The 16,568-nt window shown below is 42.3% G+C and carries 15 protein-coding genes; 9 read left to right on the top strand and 6 right to left on the bottom strand.

From position 1 onward, the window contains the following. The first annotated feature begins 461 nt into the window (after positions 1-461). Positions 462-1,406, top strand: a complete 945-nt coding sequence (locus B2863_RS04370) for a transaldolase (protein ID WP_296207783.1) — start codon at positions 462-464, stop codon at positions 1,404-1,406. Between the two features lie 110 nt (positions 1,407-1,516). Then, the gene (locus tag B2863_RS04365; RefSeq protein ID WP_296207782.1) at positions 1,517-1,984 is read left to right on the top strand and encodes a hypothetical protein; all 468 of its coding nucleotides are present in this window, start codon (positions 1,517-1,519) and stop codon (positions 1,982-1,984) included. Between the two features lie 151 nt (positions 1,985-2,135). Here B2863_RS04365 and B2863_RS04360 read toward each other — a convergent pair whose 3' ends face one another. After that, positions 2,136-2,702 (bottom strand): adenine phosphoribosyltransferase, encoded by a 567-nt coding sequence (locus B2863_RS04360; protein WP_290177888.1) that lies wholly within the window; start codon positions 2,700-2,702, stop codon positions 2,136-2,138. Positions 2,703-3,067: 365 nt separating this feature from the next. Between B2863_RS04360 and B2863_RS04355 the strand changes: the two genes are divergently transcribed. Both B2863_RS04355 and B2863_RS04350 read left to right on the top strand, forming a co-directional pair. After that, complete coding sequence (locus tag B2863_RS04355; RefSeq protein WP_057759803.1) at positions 3,068-3,232, top strand: rubredoxin; 165 nt, start codon at positions 3,068-3,070, stop codon at positions 3,230-3,232. Between the two features lie 27 nt (positions 3,233-3,259). After that, positions 3,260-4,309 carry an alpha/beta fold hydrolase gene (locus tag B2863_RS04350; RefSeq protein WP_296207781.1) on the top strand — a complete coding sequence of 350 codons (1,050 nt, stop codon included), beginning with the start codon at positions 3,260-3,262 and terminating at the stop codon, positions 4,307-4,309. A 160-nt stretch (positions 4,310-4,469) separates the two neighbouring features. On the opposite strand, the gene B2863_RS04345 is transcribed toward B2863_RS04350, so the two are convergent. After that, the gene (locus tag B2863_RS04345; protein ID WP_296207779.1) at positions 4,470-5,492 is read right to left on the bottom strand and encodes a WG repeat-containing protein; all 1,023 of its coding nucleotides are present in this window, start codon (positions 5,490-5,492) and stop codon (positions 4,470-4,472) included. A 481-nt stretch (positions 5,493-5,973) separates the two neighbouring features. On the opposite strand from B2863_RS04345, the gene B2863_RS04340 reads away from it, so the two are divergent. Then, positions 5,974-6,906, top strand: coding sequence for a DMT family transporter (locus B2863_RS04340; protein WP_057759795.1), 933 nt, complete (start codon positions 5,974-5,976; stop codon positions 6,904-6,906). 151 nt (positions 6,907-7,057) lie between these two features. On the opposite strand, the gene B2863_RS04335 is transcribed toward B2863_RS04340, so the two are convergent. Beyond that, a complete protein-coding gene (locus B2863_RS04335) occupies positions 7,058-8,482 on the bottom strand; it encodes a solute carrier family 23 protein (protein WP_102092484.1) in 1,425 nt (474 codons plus the stop codon). Between the two features lie 522 nt (positions 8,483-9,004). On the opposite strand from B2863_RS04335, the gene B2863_RS04330 reads away from it, so the two are divergent. After that, positions 9,005-10,438: an L-serine ammonia-lyase gene (locus B2863_RS04330; protein WP_296207776.1), complete on the top strand. Its 1,434-nt coding sequence runs from the start codon at positions 9,005-9,007 to the stop codon at positions 10,436-10,438. Positions 10,439-10,564: 126 nt separating this feature from the next. On the opposite strand, the gene B2863_RS04325 is transcribed toward B2863_RS04330, so the two are convergent. The 3 genes from B2863_RS04325 to xthA form a co-directional block, all read right to left on the bottom strand. After that, the gene (locus B2863_RS04325) at positions 10,565-10,966 is read right to left on the bottom strand and encodes a DUF4377 domain-containing protein (protein WP_296207775.1); all 402 of its coding nucleotides are present in this window, start codon (positions 10,964-10,966) and stop codon (positions 10,565-10,567) included. Positions 10,967-11,322: 356 nt separating this feature from the next. Further along, positions 11,323-12,546 (bottom strand): bifunctional glutamate N-acetyltransferase/amino-acid acetyltransferase ArgJ, encoded by a 1,224-nt coding sequence (gene argJ, locus B2863_RS04320; protein WP_296207772.1) that lies wholly within the window; start codon positions 12,544-12,546, stop codon positions 11,323-11,325. A gap of 190 nt (positions 12,547-12,736) precedes the next feature. Continuing rightward, positions 12,737-13,561: an exodeoxyribonuclease III gene (xthA, locus tag B2863_RS04315; protein ID WP_057759777.1), complete on the bottom strand. Its 825-nt coding sequence runs from the start codon at positions 13,559-13,561 to the stop codon at positions 12,737-12,739. Between the two features lie 205 nt (positions 13,562-13,766). Between xthA and B2863_RS04310 the strand changes: the two genes are divergently transcribed. The 3 genes from B2863_RS04310 (at position 13,767) to B2863_RS04300 (ending at position 16,112) form a co-directional block, all read left to right on the top strand. Further along, positions 13,767-14,351: a hotdog domain-containing protein gene (locus B2863_RS04310; protein WP_296207770.1), complete on the top strand. Its 585-nt coding sequence runs from the start codon at positions 13,767-13,769 to the stop codon at positions 14,349-14,351. Positions 14,352-14,360: 9 nt separating this feature from the next. Further along, positions 14,361-15,197 (top strand): ABC transporter ATP-binding protein, encoded by an 837-nt coding sequence (locus tag B2863_RS04305; protein WP_296207768.1) that lies wholly within the window; start codon positions 14,361-14,363, stop codon positions 15,195-15,197. Between the two features lie 138 nt (positions 15,198-15,335). Beyond that, positions 15,336-16,112, top strand: a complete 777-nt coding sequence (locus B2863_RS04300; protein ID WP_296207767.1) for an ABC transporter permease — start codon at positions 15,336-15,338, stop codon at positions 16,110-16,112. Positions 16,113-16,568 lie beyond the last annotated feature (456 nt).

The raw sequence follows: 16,568 nt of genomic DNA, 5'->3' as shown, positions 1-16,568 counted from the left end.
TTTAGATTTTATCGCTGTTAGATATTACTATTATTTAAATATTGCTATTACATTTTATTACGTAGGGTAGCTCTATTGCCAAATCTGAATGTTTTCTGTTTTTAGTTAAAGACTAAGACTGATGATAGAAACTATATTCAAAATCAACCTCAAAACAGTCTATCAAAAACACCTTATATTGCTAGTGCCATTTGGCGTTAATACTATATTTACTGCCAAATACAGCAGCTTGATACATAGCCGGCTCTACTATAGCAAAAACTAAGGTCAGTGCCCATGCGTAAATGCGTATAAATATACCAACTGTTATTAATATTAGCACAGCTGAGCCAGATAACAGCGATGCATAGCATAACTATGAAGCAACACCTGCCCAAAACTGTGTTACAGTTCCAGTTCAGCTCCCTACCCCGCTATATATAAGAGGAGCATCATGTGATTAATAAGAAAAAGGATACCTGATGAGCGCATTACAACAGCTACGCACTATGACCACAATTGTTGCTGATACTGGTGACCTTGCCGCTATTGCCCGTTTAAAACCTATCGATGCAACCACCAACCCAAGCCTTATTACCAAGGCTCTGATTCATCCTGACAACCAAGGTATGTTGTCAGAGACCATGAGTCGTCACAATGGTGACGTGGATGCCGTGATCGATGCGCTGACCATTCAGGTTGGCTGCGATATTTTAGAGCTGATCGAAGGCCGAGTCTCTACCGAAGTTGACGCTCGCTTATCTTACGATACTCAAGCGACGATAGATAAGGCACTGGCCTTTATGGATGCTTACCAAAAAGCGGGCGTCGATTCAGAGCGTGTATTGATCAAAATGGCAGCAACTTGGCAAGGTATTGAGGCGGCGCGCTATCTTGAGACTCAAAATATTCACTGCAACCTGACCTTACTATTTGGACAACACCAAGCGATTGCCTGTGCAGATGCTGGCGTGACCCTGATATCACCTTTCGTTGGCCGTATTTTAGATTGGCAAAAACGCCAACAAAGCCGTCAAAACGTACCGGCTTCTGACGACATGGGCGTACAGTCAGTCAAGCTCATTTACCAGTATTACAAACAGCACGGTTACGAGACGCAAGTAATGGGCGCCAGTTTCCGCTCTACCGAGCAAATTTTGGCATTGGCAGGTTGTGACTTGTTGACTATAGCTCCCAATCTCATTGATGAATTGGCAGCCATGGATACCGAGGTAACTCGCCAACTGTCTCCGAGTATGTCGATGGATATGAAGGCGATGATTCAAGTAAGCTTAACGCATGAAGAGTTTAGTGCTGCGTATCAGCAAGACAAGGTTACACAGGACTTGTTGCCTAAGGGTATTGACGGTTTTATCGGCGCGCGTGACGAGCTGGCTAAGACATTAGCAGCCATTCGCGGACAATAATAGTCACACAACAGAGCACGACGGATACTGGGCTGGCACAAAAGATATTTGCCTACTAATAGTAAGTTGGCTATCATTACCTACTTCAAATGACAAGAAGCAAGGCTTATATGAAACGGCTATCAATATTATTGGCAGGCAGTGCTTTAGCGATCAGCGCCCAGGCAGTTAACTGGGTAGAGGTGTCCGAGAGCAGCTCTGGATCAATTTTTAGTATAGATTTGGATTCTATTGAAAGCTCTGACATCAGTATCATAGATGAAAAAGACGTCGAAAATATCACGGTATCTATCCTTAGAACTTATCCTAAAGACAAAGATGCCGATAAAGATGACCAGAAGGAAGAAAAAAACAGTATTGACCATAGTGAGCAACAACTACTTATTTCATGCAAAGATGCCAGTTACTATAGACGAGCCTTTGTTAACTACGATGCTGAAGGCAAAGTAACCAAGTCATGGCAGTCAGAAAAACCAATATTGACTACAAAAGACTTTAAAGTCACTACCCCAAAGACAGTCGGTCGTACGGTGATAGAGCAGTCTTGTAAGGACTACGAACAAGACGAAGAGCAATAAACACAGCCTACTTAACACAATACTAAAAAACATCAGTACAGTATCAAAAAAAGCGCCCTGACATAGTATCAGGGCGCTTTTTTATTTGGAGAATCGTTTAACTATATCGACAATACGAAGTGTCTAGTAGTCAAAAATATAGCAATTTGCTTTAGGCTTTTAGTACCGTATAAACAGGTACTGGGAACTCGCCATGCAAGTCGACCAAGTCCAATAACACTAACGCACCGACCACAGTATGGTCAGCCGATTGACACAGCTCGTAAGCGGTAGTCAACGTACCACCAGTCGCCAAGATATCATCGACCAATAGTACGCGCTCAGGCGGTAGATTGTTTTGCATCTCAAGCGTGTCTTTACCATACTCAAGTGCATAGGCTTTATTGGCTACAGGGGGTGGCAGCTTACCTGGTTTACGTAGCAAGATCATGCCTTTGCCCAGACGGCCTGCTAGCATACTGGCAAATACAAAGCCGCGCGCTTCTACTGCACCCAGACAATCTACCTCGTCCATAAGCCCTTCTGGCAAAGCGGCAAGTAGCGCATCGATAACAGCGTCAATATGACTGCGCAGTAACGGGGTAATGTCATAAAAATCAATGCCAGCTTTTGGAAAGTCTGGTACTGTGCGAATAATCTGCCAAAACGGATGGTCAGTATTGAGCACATGAGACGTCTCATTGTTGGTGGTGGATGTGGCGGCGGCATTGGTACTCATGATGACCCTTAGCTTATGTATTTAGATGGTTTAGTTAGTTTAGATAAGACAACAACTGGATGATATATCAGCGATAAATGCTAAGCATTACTGTGAATTTAGCGGCGATTATTATAGCATAATTGGTTTTCGTATGGCGGGCTGGCGTCCAGTCTTGTTATCAAGCGCTAATAAGGTAACGTATGTGATTGACTTGATAAAAGAAAAGTCATCTCAATATACAAGTGTAAACTTAACTATGAAAATTGCGGTTATATGCTAAACTACGTGCGTTTTTGCAGTCTAATATAATAGCTGTAATATTAAAAATGAGCGTTTATAGCACGCTGTAACTGTAATACTGGTAATGATCGATAGGACTATTTATGAAACGTTATGAATGTATTGTCTGCGGCTGGATATATGATGAGGCGCTTGGCTGCCCAGAAGAAGGTATCGCACCTGGTACTAAGTGGGAAGACATCCCTGATGACTGGACTTGCCCTGAGTGCGGTGTCGGCAAGCTTGATTTTGAGATGCTTGAGCTGTAGTAGATGACCCTCTAATTAGGACACTTCATGACAAAATCAAATGACATCAATAGTGCCAAATTGCCTGAAACGCTGGATAATAATCTAGAAGATCATCTGAATAACTACCCTACTCCTGAGTGGCGCAAATTTGGGGAGCATCAATGGCGCGACTCTGACTTGAGTAAGCACCTTCGTCAAGCAATGATTGACATCGGTGATGGTATTGAGTTGTGTGTCGAAGCTGGCGGTAATCCCAATAATCCGCCGCTGCTGATGATCATGGGGCTAGGCTCACAAATGATATTTTGGCCAGACAATTTTGTGAAGCGCTTTATCGATGCTGGTTTTTTTGTGATTCGTTTTGATAATCGTGATATTGGTTTGTCCTCTAAAGTACAGATAGAGGGCTTACCGCGTATCAGCCAGCTCAAGATGATGGTACGTCTACAGACTGGTCTGTCTAATAAGAGCACGCAGGTTGCTTATAACTTGACGGACATGGCCGAAGACACCGTACGCTTGATTAAGGCACTCAAACTGGGTAAAACCCATCTGCTTGGGGCATCAATGGGCGGTATGATTGCACAAATCGTGGCCGCACGTTATCCAAGTTTGGTGCAGCGAATGGCGCTTATGTTTACCACGACCAATCGTGCGTTTTTGAAGCCACCCAAGCCCAAACAGCTATATACCCTTATCAATCGACCAGAAAGTCATTCTGAGCGTGATATCGTGCGTCACAGCGTGTGGTTTATGAAGACCGTTGGTACACCAGGTCATGTGAATGTGCGTATGGTCCGTGAAATCGCTAAGATTCGCTATCAGCGCAATTTTCACCCGCTTGGTACAGTACAGCAGCTCAATGCTATCTTAGCATCAGGCTCTATCAGCCGGTTTAGTAAGCAAGTCAAAGCACCAACGATTGTATTACATGGTAGCGCTGATGGACTCCTACCTGCTTCACAGGGCCGAGTCGTTGCCAAGACCATTCCTAATGCTACGTTCCATCTCATTGAAGGCATGGCACATGATATTCCAGAGTATTATCAGCCTTATATGGTTGACTTAATCAGTAATCATTTATCGAGCAACTAGCTTTAAACACATCAATGTCAAAAAAAAGAGTGTAAAACCTAGCGAAAAATCACGGATTTTACACTCTTTTTTATTGCCTATTTAATCCTAGGGCGTGTCCTCAATTCAATCGATAGTTATCTAAATGGGTTAAAAATGAGGACACGCCCTAGTAATTGCATCAATCACAAGCAACAGCAGTGCCTGTTTTATCAATACACATTTTATTTCCGTTCTTTAGGTTACCAATCCACGCCTTACCACCTATAAATACGAAGGATGGTTTACCCTGATAGCTATCGTTAGCGTTCACACCACTTTTAGCAAAGCGAAAAGGAATCACCAGCTCACCGCCTAAATTGACAAAGCCCCACTCTTCACCGATACGCACGCCAGCATATTCCTCAGAGAACGGACGCACTTCATCAAATGAGTACGTAATCATCGTGACATTATTGTCATCTACGAAACCCCATTTGCCATCTTGCTGACGTGATTGAAGCGTCGTAAAACGCGCTGGTACAGACTGTGATGCTTTACTAGATTTTTCGTTAGAAGAAGTAGGTTTGTTCACTGCCTGAGTGTCATTCTGAGCATTTGGATCATTCGCTGCATTACCGTTTTTATCAACCCAACTGGTTGCACGGCCTTTGCGTACACGCGCCACCCCATTACGATAATTATCGATATCATCAATCGCTGCAGAAAACGAGACAACGGTACTATTAGCTGTATTAATCACACCATAGTTACCCTCTTTTTTTACCACGATACGCCCATCCGATACAGGCCGCGCCCATCCTTGACTCTCTGTCAATATATCGTACATGGCAGGCACGACTTCGCGGCCCTGCATATTTAGATAACCGACGCGACTATTGCGCAGTACAGGTAACAGACCGCCTGATAGTTTATCGGCATCGACTTTTTGATAACGTGACAAATCAACGACTCGTTTGCCTTTTCTATCGATTAACGCCACTGGCGCACCAAAGTCTTTTATCGCCAAAAAGTAATTACTACTGGCCGTGCAGGAGACGTTTTTGTAATAACTTTTTGGGATTTTACAACTGGCGGCGTGTGCGCTAGGCATCAAAAACAATGCGCTAGATAGCATCGTCACGACGACACTGTATTGCGATATTTTTGGTAGTAAGCCAGACAATGTATGTGGCTGTTTTTTTGATAGCAATCGTTGAAGCATAAATAAACCTAGACAAATAATATAGATTGTTTGGTATAACAAATCAGACGTTAAGTACATTATATCGTCAATCTACTATACATGTGTTGCAGCAATAATGTCGCTTAAAGTGCTACACACATATCCTCCGTGCAGAAATATCACTTGTATACATTATGCTTTTTCATACTCCTACGAATCGTCGCCCTGATACAAATATTTTGATACAAGTACCATTACCCAACTGTCATAAGCCTCTTGTGAAAAACGCAGCTATATCAAACACTTTGATTATTTATTTGCGTCCAACATGCTCAATAATTTTCCGCATAGCGATAGTACCTGTATTCACCGTAATAAATTATGGTTTTGCCATTTCATTTTGCACTGAAAACCACGACAATATGGCTCTATGTCAACATAAGTTCTGACATGATGCAATGATAATAAGAGTGCTGTTATTCACAATGCTGTTATTCAAATACTGTTATAAGGACAAATTATGGCTATTGCTTCAACGCGATCTGCACCTATTGGCTTAGTCATTGGTTGTATCATTTTTGGATTGGGCAGCTTAATTGTCGCTCACGTCGATATTGGTGGTTGGGCCATGTCGTTTTGGCGATTGGCTGTTTCGGGTATTGTATTTGCGGTATTGGCTAAGATAATGGGCCAACGTATGCCCAAATCAAGAAGGGCCATTTTTTATGCGCTACTATCAGGAGCGTTTTTAGGATTAGATTTGGCGCTGTGGCATGAGAGTATTTATGCGGTTGGGCCTGGTATTTCGACGCTGCTTAATAGTCTGCAAATATTTTTCTTGGCCGCGATTGGGTTTTTGTATTTCAATGAGCGTCAGTCTATCGTACAACTCATTAGTTTATTCTTAGCCATGATAGGCGTGGCAATGATAGGTAGCCCTGAATTCGCACACAACACTGCTGCGACTTGGGGCTTTGTCACTGGTATTGTATCGGGTGCCATGCTGGCGGCTTCGATGACATTTATCCGAAAAACGCATGACACTGAACCGACACCTATATTTATGCTAATGCAGCTAATCAGTATTGGCGGCGTCTTAGCCATGATTATACCGATGTTTGTATTTGACACAGGTAATATCCTGCCCAATACATGGTCTGAGATTGGCTGGGTGCTTATCTATGGTACGGTGATGCAGTGCTTGGCATGGGGATTGATTGCCTACTCTATTCCTAAGCTGTCTCTGGCACTGACTGGACTGCTATTATTGACTGAACCTATTGCTGCCCTTGTCATTGACTATAGCTGGCTGGACAAACCGATTAACACTTTGCAGTGGAGTGGCGCACTATTAACGATGTTTGCTATTTACCTAGGCTCATTGAAGCCAAAGCCACGCGCCCTTCGCCGCTATCGGTTTTTTTCAAGATTTTATAAGCGAGATTATAAATAGTTCCGACACCGTTGTTCGCTACTACTATTGCTCAATATTGCCATACAAAAAATCGCCCATGCTATCGATAGCATGGGCGCTTTTTATTACAGGAGATATGCTTTGACCATCTTTATTTGATAAGCTCAAACTTCAATCTCATCAGTATTACTTATTTCGCTTCAGAGCTTTGATTAAACAAAGCATTTAACACGATAGCAGCTAAAGTAGCAGTACCGATACCGCCTAAATCAAAGCCGCCTAAGTGCAAGCTAAAATTACCAGTACCCATAATGACCGTCACTGCCGCGATGATTAGGTTGCTGTTTTTACTAAAATCAATATGGCTATCGATCCAGATTTTTATCCCAGCAACCGTGATAAGACCGAAAACAACAATAGAAGCACCGCCCAATAAAGCCGCTGGGATGGTCTGAATGATCGCACCAAACTTTGGTGACAGTCCCAATATGATAGCAACCAATCCTGCTACGACAAATATCGTCGTGCTATACACTTTGGTAACCGCCATGACACCGATATTTTCAGCATAAGTAGTAACACCTGTACCACCAAATCCTGCCGAAAAAGTCGTGGCTAAACCGTCTGCCAAAAATGCTCGACCCATATAAGGAGTCACACGAGCCTTGGTCATGCCCTCTACCGCCTTAAAATGCCCTAGGTTTTCAGCCACCAAAATAAAAGCCACAGGTGCAATTAGAATAATAGCGCTCATCTCAAAGCGCGGCGTATGAATGCTTGGTAATCCAAACCATGAAGCGGCAGCTACTGTACTAAAATCAATCGCAGTACCAAAGCCTAGAATATTGGTCATGACAAAATAAGCAACGTACGACAGTACCAGACCGACGAGTAGCAATAGACGACGCAACATACCGCGAGTAAATACTGCAACACCACTAATGAGCAGTACGGTCAAGGTGGCCATCCAAGCATCAAACTGATTGGCAGACACGCCTTGAATGGTCACTGGCGCCAAGTTAAGACCGATAATCATGACAATCGCACCCGTCACGATAGGCGGCATCAAACGCTCAATCCAACCTGTACCTGTCTTCATCACTAGCAGACCAATCAATGCATAAATGATACCGCAGGCCATAATACCGCCTAGCGCAACATTTAGATTGTCATTGAATCCTGCGCCTGCATAAGCGGTCACCGCGATGACTGGACCAATAAAAGCAAAGCTTGATCCCAAGTAGCTCGGCATGCGCCCACCGGTAATCATAAAAAACATTACCGTACAGATACCAGACATCAAGATAGCTAAGTTAGGATCAAACCCCATTAATAAAGGCGCAAGCACGGTTGCACCAAACATGGCAAACGTATGCTGTATACCGAGCAATACGCTTTTTGACGGAGGTAGATAATCGTTGATACCGACTGGATCACGATCTAAGTCGCCCTTATAGGGACGCCATGTCGGAAACCAACGGCCATTTTCAAAATCTGGATTGTGCGGATAATTGATAGCGGCTGAATCAATGCCTGCAGACTCCAAGGCATTTTGAGTCGATAGATCTTGAGCGCTATTGTCTGACGCTGATGAAGGGTCTTTTTGAGATGGCATGCGCGCTTGTCCTATGTGAGCTAAGCTAAAGTAATAGGCTAGAATAACTGATAAAATAAGAATATTAATAAATGGACATATTTCTAAGGACTTGTATAAATAGCAGAACGTTAAGTCTTTCTATCTATAATATGTCATCCTAATTCATTCATTTATGTTGTAATATGACAAACCAAAAGTATTATTTGGTATGATAGCCATATCTTGCTAGATGTATGAATACGGATATGTCTGACTGAAAAAATTAGTCTTTTTTAATCCGTCTTATTTTACGATGATAACCAACTTACAGGATGTTACATAGTTGTTGACTGCGAGCATGATAACGGAGTTTCAAAATAAATAAAAGTTATTATTCAATTGCCCTCAGTGCTCATTTACCTTATAACCTTCATAAATAGTGTCTCGCGCCCACCTGCCAACGGTGACTAGGAGCGATGGCTGTCTATTATATTTTTCATAAAAGCGCTCAATGCCATAGATAAAATAGGCTAAAGCGCTTAAAATTTTTGGTGACTTATTATGATCAGTGTTTTTGATTTATTTAAAATCGGCATTGGCCCATCCAGTTCGCATACAGTCGGACCGATGGTCGCCGCAAACTTATTTTTGACCTCGCTAACTGAGCAGATGGAACTGACTGCTGTTAAGACCATTGAGATTGAACTATATGGCTCTTTGGCAGCGACCGGAAAAGGCCATGCAACCGATACGGCTATCTTGTTGGGATTGCTTGGGCACACGCCTAGCACTATAGACACACGTATGACCAGTAGCTACCTATCTCCTATCTTCTCTGACAAGATTCTCAATGTATCAGGCACGCATACGATTGCTTTTGATACAGAGCAAAATATCTACTGGTATGACGATACTGTGCTGCCTTATCATCCTAATGCATTGACGCTACGCGCTATCTCAACTGAAGGTGTTCGCTATCAGCAGACTTATTATTCAGTTGGTGGCGGTTTTGTCATTAATGAAGAAGATGCGACTAACCCAGACGAAGATCATGCCAGCCCGACCATCGATAGAGTTCCCTACCCGTTCAATAACGCAGCAGAGCTACTAGAGCAATGTCGTGAACATGACTTGAGCATCAGCGAATTGGTACTAGCAAACGAATGTCACTTTCATGCCAAAGAAGAAGTATTTGCTTATCTAGATAGTATTTGGGAAGTGATGCAAGACTGCGTCAAACAAGGCTGTGAAAATGGCGGTATCCTACCGGGCGGATTAGATGTAAAACGCCGTGCCCAAGATTTGCATACGCAGCTATGTGCTGAAAAAGACCAACCTATCACCAAGACTGATAAATTAGCCGCTATGGACTGGGTCGATTTGTACGCGCTCGCCGTCAATGAAGAAAATGCCAATGGCGGAAAAGTAGTCACAGCGCCAACCAATGGCGCAGCAGGTATCATTCCTGCCGTACTGCATTATTATCGTGATTTCTTACCTAACTACAGCCAAGATGGCGTTCGTAAGTTTTTGCTAAACGCCACTGCTATCGGTAGCCTTATCAAGCAAAATGCCTCAATCTCTGGTGCTGAAGTCGGTTGCCAAGGTGAGGTTGGTTCTGCGTGTGCAATGGCAGGCTCTGCACTGGCAGAAATTATGAACGGCACGCCAGCTAAATGCTTAAATGCAGCTGAGATTGGCATTGAGCATAATCTAGGCCTTACTTGTGACCCTATTGGCGGCTTGGTACAAGTGCCTTGTATCGAGCGTAACGCGATGGGTGCAGTTAAAGCAATCAATGCAGCACGTCTAGCCTGCAGAGGTAATGGTCAGCACTTCGTCTCTTTAGATAAAGCGATAGAGACCATGAAGCAAACAGGCGCCGATATGTCTGATAAATATAAAGAAACGGCACGAGGCGGTCTGGCAGTTTATGCTGATAATAGAATCCCTACAGCAACGCGTGGCGTCAGTGTAAACTACAGTCAATGCTAATTTGACTTCTCGAGAAATAATTTACTAACAATAAACACATAAAAAGGCCTCTAACAAATTAGAGGCCTTTTTGTCATGTATAACTGCTTTTATAACTGGTTTATCGTTTATATATTGCTATCAATATTATTCAGCAGTTTTTGATACCACTTCATTTAGAATCCAAACTGGCTGCACGACATTTGAGCCTTCTGCTGTTACTGCTTCTTGGCGTACATCTAGGACATAACGGTAGTTCGGCTCATAGGTAAAGCCTTGAATATTACCATTTAGCGTGGTGTAGTTTTTCTGATAGGTCTGACGATACTGCAAGCACTGTGATTCAACCATGCTGCCATCAGTAGCAGTCAAGTCACATACTGCTTTACGCGGTGCAATTTCCACTTCAAAACTTGGAATATTTACTACTTTTACATTCATAGGTTGTCCTTCAACAACCATCGTGCGCTCATTGTCCATACCCATCGTAGAGCAACCAGAAAGGGCAAAAGTTGTCATCAATGCTGCAAGTGCTAATTTCTTCATCATTCAATCCTCAGATAATTTATTATTGATTCTTTATTGATAGCTTAGTTACTAGCTCATTTACTGGCCTAGCTACTGACTTATTGTTACTTAGATGCTTATTATTTTGAACACCTTATCTTGCTTTGCTACAAGCTAATAAGGTTGTTTGCTTCTTACTGAAACCAGTATAGGTCGCTAGTCGTCTTACCCTCTATGACTGCTTTGTAAAGTAACGTCAGCTTTTGCAACTGATGTTAATGAAGCGTATTAAATAGCGGAGTTATTTGCTACTGAGGAGATGAGTGACATTAAAAAGCCAGAACAATATTTGTTCTGGCTCTTATAAAACTATGCAAATTCTGTTTTGTTAAGAATGACTAGCTACGATAATCAGCGTTTATTTTGACATAATCGTATGACAAGTCGCAGGTATATACGGTATCGCTAGCATCACCACGTGCAAGGTCGATATGAATGGTAATCTCAGGTCGGCTCATGACTGTTTTGCCCGCCTCTTCTGTATAGTCAGGTGCAACACCGCCATTTTGGCAAATCATTACCTCGTCTAGATACACATCGACTTGCTCTGTGTCTAGATCTTCGATACCAGCATAACCCACTGCTGCTAATATGCGTCCCCAGTTAGCATCACTAGCAAAGAATGCCGTTTTTACTAAGGGTGAATGTGCGACTGCATAAGCCACATCACAGCATTCTTGCGTGGTTTGACCGCCAGTCACTTTGACCGTCATAAATTTAGTAGCGCCTTCGCCATCACGCACAATCAATTGTGCCAGGCGAACAAACACACCAGCTAATGCATCGAATACAGGCTGATAATGTGGATGCTCTGGACTATCAATCACCTCTGAGCTAGCAGCGCCTGTTGCAATCAACACACAACAGTCATTGGTTGAGGTATCACCATCAACAGTAATGCGGTTGAAGGACTGCTCATTGATAGCGCTTAGCATTTCTTGTAATAAGTCAGCTGCGATGTTGGCATCTGTCGCCACATAGCCCAGCATAGTCGCCATATTTGGCCGTATCATTCCTGAGCCCTTAGACATACCAGTGATATGATAGCTAGTACCTGCTACATCAATTTTTTGACTGGCCAATTTAGGAATGGTATCTGTCGTACGAATGCCATTAGCAGCGGCTAGCCAGCTATCAGGCGCTAGGTTAGCCAATGCATTATCCAGACCTGCGATAACCGCATCACTATTTAAAGGCTCACCAATCACGCCGGTAGAGAATGGCAATATCGTATTGGTATCTACACCGGCCTTTTCAGCCAACGCTGTACAGATATCAAGGGCACGGCGCTTACCATCAGAGCCCGTACCTGCATTTGCGTTACCAGTATTAGTGACTAAATAGCGCGGACTAACCTTAGCAAGGTGCTCACGCAATACTCGCACTGGCGCGGCACAAAAGGTATTTTTAGTGGTTACAACCGCAGTAGTAGCTTTATCCGATATTTCGATAACTACTAGATCATCGCGGTCTTTGTAGCGAATGCCTGCCGCTGTGGCACTGAGTTTGATACCGTCGATAGGATAGATAACGTCAGGTACTGATACATTTCCAACAGCCATAATAAAATCCTTATTCTTCAATTTTTATCGTTATTTATGAAATACGAAGTGATAAATATATAGTCAGTTCAAGACAGTTTAAATACAAGGAGAGCTAGCTACAGTGCTACAATAAGCAGACTGAACAAGCTAATCATCGTATCTAATTGACATGAGATTGACTATATATAGGTATCACGGTATATAAGTATTACGGTTTCTTTAAGTCAAATGCTGACCAAATTGGTGCATGGTCAGATGGTTTTTCCATAGCACGTAGCTCATAACTGATACCAGCATCGATACATTTATCGATTAAGTCTGAAGTACATAGAATATGATCAATACGTAACCCGCGCTTAGGTTCATCATTGAAGCCGCGACTGCGATAATCAAACCAGCTGTATAACTCAGTGCTCTCTGGATAATGCAGACGGTAAGTATCTGTTAACTCACGTGACATCAATGCCGAATACCATTCGCGCTCTTCTGGCAGAAATGAGGTTTTTCTATTTTTCAACCAACGCTTGGCATTAACTTCACCAATACCAATATCGATATCTTCTGGTGCGATATTCATATCACCCATGACGATAATCGAACGACCTTCCGCTTTTAGCGTATCAATATAAGCCATCAGATTGGCATAATAAGCGCGCTTCATTGGAAATTTGGTCGGGTGATCTTGGCTTTCTCCTTGCGGAAAGTAACCATTGAGTACATCTACTTCACGACCTTCAAACTCATAACGTGCATGGATAAAACGCTTTTGGGCTTCTTCATCTTCGCCAGGAAAGCCTTTTTGTACAAATACAGGTGCAGCTTTGGATAATAGTGCAACGCCGTAATGCCCTTTTTGTCCAAAGTACTCGACGTGGTAGCCCAGGCCTTCGATATCGCTAAGCGGAAATTGATCATCATGAACCTTGGTTTCTTGTAGGCCCATGACATCAGGATCGATTACCTCACGCACCGCCTCGAGCTGATGCTGACGTGCACGGATACCATTGATGTTAAAACTGACAAAACGGGTCATAAACTGTCCTATACTGATTGGTTAGAATATAGCGCTCTATAAATGGGTGAAATATAAACGACTATGATAACAAATGTAAGCGGCTCTAGCGGTTGCATGCCCTGATATCTTGAGCTAGAGTAACTCTATTATAAGCACTATCTATTATTGGTCTATCTGAAACACTTTTATTCAACAATACTTATTAAAAATATTGAGCATCACTATGACAACAATTAAGCAAAAAAATACGACATCAGCCATGAATGATGACACCAAACCATTATTTGCTAAAGATTATAACGTCTATATTAACCATACTGATGCTGGCGGTATAGTCTATCACGCCAATCACTTGGTGTTTTTTGAAAACTGCCGACGCGACTGGTTTACTGAGCTGGGCTTAAATGGCTATTTTTTGCAGACTGACAGTGGTGAAGTGCAGCATTTTGTCGTGAGTCAGGCAGACTTGCAATACAAAAGAGCCATTCTATTAGACGAGGTAATTAGCGTACGTATTGATAAAGTGGAACTAAAACCTGCCAGCATCATATTTTACCAAAGCATATATCGCAATCTACCAAGTCATGGCTCTACCGAAACAGGTAATAGCCAGCTACTAAGCAACACCAAAATCGTTATTGCCTGCGTACAAAACCTCGTCAAACCAGAGCCAATGAGTAATGATGAAATAGGCAGCGATAAATCAGATACTTCAGCGACAACTCCACCAATGCGTCCTATTCGTGTACCAAAAAAACTGCGCGTTACGATCGAACAAGCTATCGACGAGCAAGTAAATGGGCAGTAGTAGAACGCTATGAGCATAGATACGGGTAGAGTGTTGTTTGAATTTGATAATCTATGGGTACATAGCCAACGAACGATACGTACTCATAGCATTAAAGATAGCAAAGAAGCCTCCAATAAAATCTCTATGCCGTCTAGCATTTATCAAAAATGGACAAGCAAGCTAACCGTAAACACTTCACTAGATAAAGAGCCATCAATTCATGATCGAACGCTAATAAGCGGTGCGAGCGGTACGCTATTGTCAGGGCAAGTCACTGTTTTAACTGGAGCATCGGGTAGCGGTAAATCAGTACTATTACGAGTATTGGCAGGATTATTACCCATGAGCAGCGGTACTGTTCGTTTGGATGATGGCACGTCAAGTAATGTTTATCACGATATTCATAAGACTGCAACTATACGGTGGCGCCAGCAAGTTGCCCTACTCGCTCAGCATCCACAGTTGTTAGATGGCAGTGTCCTTGAAAACTTACAAATGCCTTATCAATTATATGCTCACCAGTCGCAGACTTTTGATAGAGACTGGCATGTTGCTCAGCTTGAACATTTAGATAGAAGTGCGGATTTTTTGCAACAAGATGCCAAGCACTTATCTGGTGGCGAGCGCCAACTGGTCAATACATTGCGTCTATTGCAACTCAGTCCACAAGTGTTATTGCTAGATGAACCAACTGCCGCTTTGGACATTGACACTTCAGCACAGCTAGTCAACTTGCTAATCAACTGGTTGCACGCAGATGCGCAGCGTACACTCCTATGGGTGACTCACGACACAAAAGATATCATGCCTTTGGCAAATAGACATTGGCACATGCAAGCAGGTGTACTCACCGTAGACCCTTGACATCTTCTTGATTGGCAATATTTAATCAAATGAGTAAGTCGTCGCTTAGTTGCTCAGACAATTTGGCACGTTAATAACCTTAACCCTCACCTTGTATTATTACTTCATAAATAAGCTCATATGAGTGGTACGAATGATATGCAAATTTTTCTCACTTATGGTGATATCGCTCTTGCTAGCAGCCTAATTATCATCGTATTGCTCATCTCTTGGCGCTTACGTTTAAAGCTAAGCAAGACCCTTTTGATAGCGGCATTTCGTACGATCATACAGCTTAGCTTTATTGGGCTGATACTGGCGTGGATTTTTGCACGTGAACAATGGTATGAAGTGCTAATCATATTAACAGTCATGACTTTAATTGCAGGAAGTGCCGCCAAAAATCGCGTTAAACGCAGTTATAAGGGGTTATTAATAGATACGTTATTGGCAGTCGGCATTTCAGCAATATTAGTAACGGCGATTGCCATTATAGCGATTTTGAATGTTGAGCCTTGGTATACACCGCAATTCATTATTCCCATATTAGGTCTGATATTAGGTAACTCTCTGACTGCCATTTCGTTGACTAGCAATCAATTGATTGAATCCTTTCATGAGCAATCTGGGCGTATAGAGATGATGCTCAGTCTATCTGCCAAACCATTCGAAGCCGTCCATGAGCAGATAAAAGCAGCTATCACTAATGGTATGACTCCAACTTTAAACTCTATGCTAGTCGTCGGTATTGTTAGCTTACCAGGCATGATGACGGGTCAAATCCTAGCGGGCGCCGATCCCACTCAAGCCGTACGCTATCAAATAGTCACTATGTTCCTGATATGTGTCAGCAGCACGCTTGGCTGCACCATCAGTGCCTTACTTATTTATCGACGTTTCTTTAATAAAAAAGATCAATTCATTTTACCGCAATAGTCTTAGCATCTACATCCTGTGTTTTTTGTCAGCTCACCAATATTAATTATCTAATCCTTCTTTTGGCAGCTAACAAAGTTACTATATTCTTATAAGTTAATATATGTACTGATCAGTATCGCTTACTGTTATTGTTTTAGACTAAATTCATGCTAATGTATTGCTCAAATGTATCGTTTTTTTGATACTTTATTTGTAAGCAGCAGATAAACAGTTTAAGAACGAGCATTATTTTTATTACTAAACATTTTATTTGTTTGTTCTATTTAATGCTTTATCTAAATATTTATTAAATAGAATGCTGTGATAGCAGCAAAAAGACTAGCTATTAATCAATAGACAAGGATGCTATTGAATATAGTATATATCGCCTAAATAAGTGGTGGTTTGTACTATTGATAAATTAACAACTATCCTCTTAAACCATTTTAGCCTATATCAAATCGCAAGGATGCT

Origin of the sequence: Psychrobacter sp. UBA3480 (assembly GCF_002377945.1) — a bacterium.
GTDB lineage: Bacteria > Pseudomonadota > Gammaproteobacteria > Pseudomonadales > Moraxellaceae > Psychrobacter.
This window is presented reverse-complemented; position numbering and strand designations above follow the sequence as displayed.

Excerpts from the sequence above, each read along its gene's own strand:
- B2863_RS04360 (WP_290177888.1), bottom strand. The coding sequence starts at position 2,702 with ATGAGTACCAATGCCGCCGCCACATCCACCACCAACAATGAGACGTCT.
- B2863_RS04325 (WP_296207775.1), bottom strand. The coding sequence starts at position 10,966 with ATGATGAAGAAATTAGCACTTGCAGCATTGATGACAACTTTTGCCCTT.
- B2863_RS04310 (WP_296207770.1), top strand. The coding sequence starts at position 13,767 with ATGACAACAATTAAGCAAAAAAATACGACATCAGCCATGAATGATGAC.
- argJ (WP_296207772.1), bottom strand. The coding sequence starts at position 12,546 with ATGGCTGTTGGAAATGTATCAGTACCTGACGTTATCTATCCTATCGAC.
- B2863_RS04300 (WP_296207767.1), top strand. The coding sequence starts at position 15,336 with ATGCAAATTTTTCTCACTTATGGTGATATCGCTCTTGCTAGCAGCCTA.
- B2863_RS04365 (WP_296207782.1), top strand. The coding sequence starts at position 1,517 with ATGAAACGGCTATCAATATTATTGGCAGGCAGTGCTTTAGCGATCAGC.
- B2863_RS04370 (WP_296207783.1), top strand. The coding sequence starts at position 462 with ATGAGCGCATTACAACAGCTACGCACTATGACCACAATTGTTGCTGAT.
- B2863_RS04335 (WP_102092484.1), bottom strand. The coding sequence starts at position 8,482 with ATGCCATCTCAAAAAGACCCTTCATCAGCGTCAGACAATAGCGCTCAA.
- B2863_RS04345 (WP_296207779.1), bottom strand. The coding sequence starts at position 5,492 with ATGCTTCAACGATTGCTATCAAAAAAACAGCCACATACATTGTCTGGC.
- B2863_RS04350 (WP_296207781.1), top strand. The coding sequence starts at position 3,260 with ATGACAAAATCAAATGACATCAATAGTGCCAAATTGCCTGAAACGCTG.
- B2863_RS04305 (WP_296207768.1), top strand. The coding sequence starts at position 14,361 with ATGAGCATAGATACGGGTAGAGTGTTGTTTGAATTTGATAATCTATGG.
- B2863_RS04330 (WP_296207776.1), top strand. The coding sequence starts at position 9,005 with ATGATCAGTGTTTTTGATTTATTTAAAATCGGCATTGGCCCATCCAGT.
- B2863_RS04355 (WP_057759803.1), top strand. The coding sequence starts at position 3,068 with ATGAAACGTTATGAATGTATTGTCTGCGGCTGGATATATGATGAGGCG.
- B2863_RS04340 (WP_057759795.1), top strand. The coding sequence starts at position 5,974 with ATGGCTATTGCTTCAACGCGATCTGCACCTATTGGCTTAGTCATTGGT.
- xthA (WP_057759777.1), bottom strand. The coding sequence starts at position 13,561 with ATGACCCGTTTTGTCAGTTTTAACATCAATGGTATCCGTGCACGTCAG.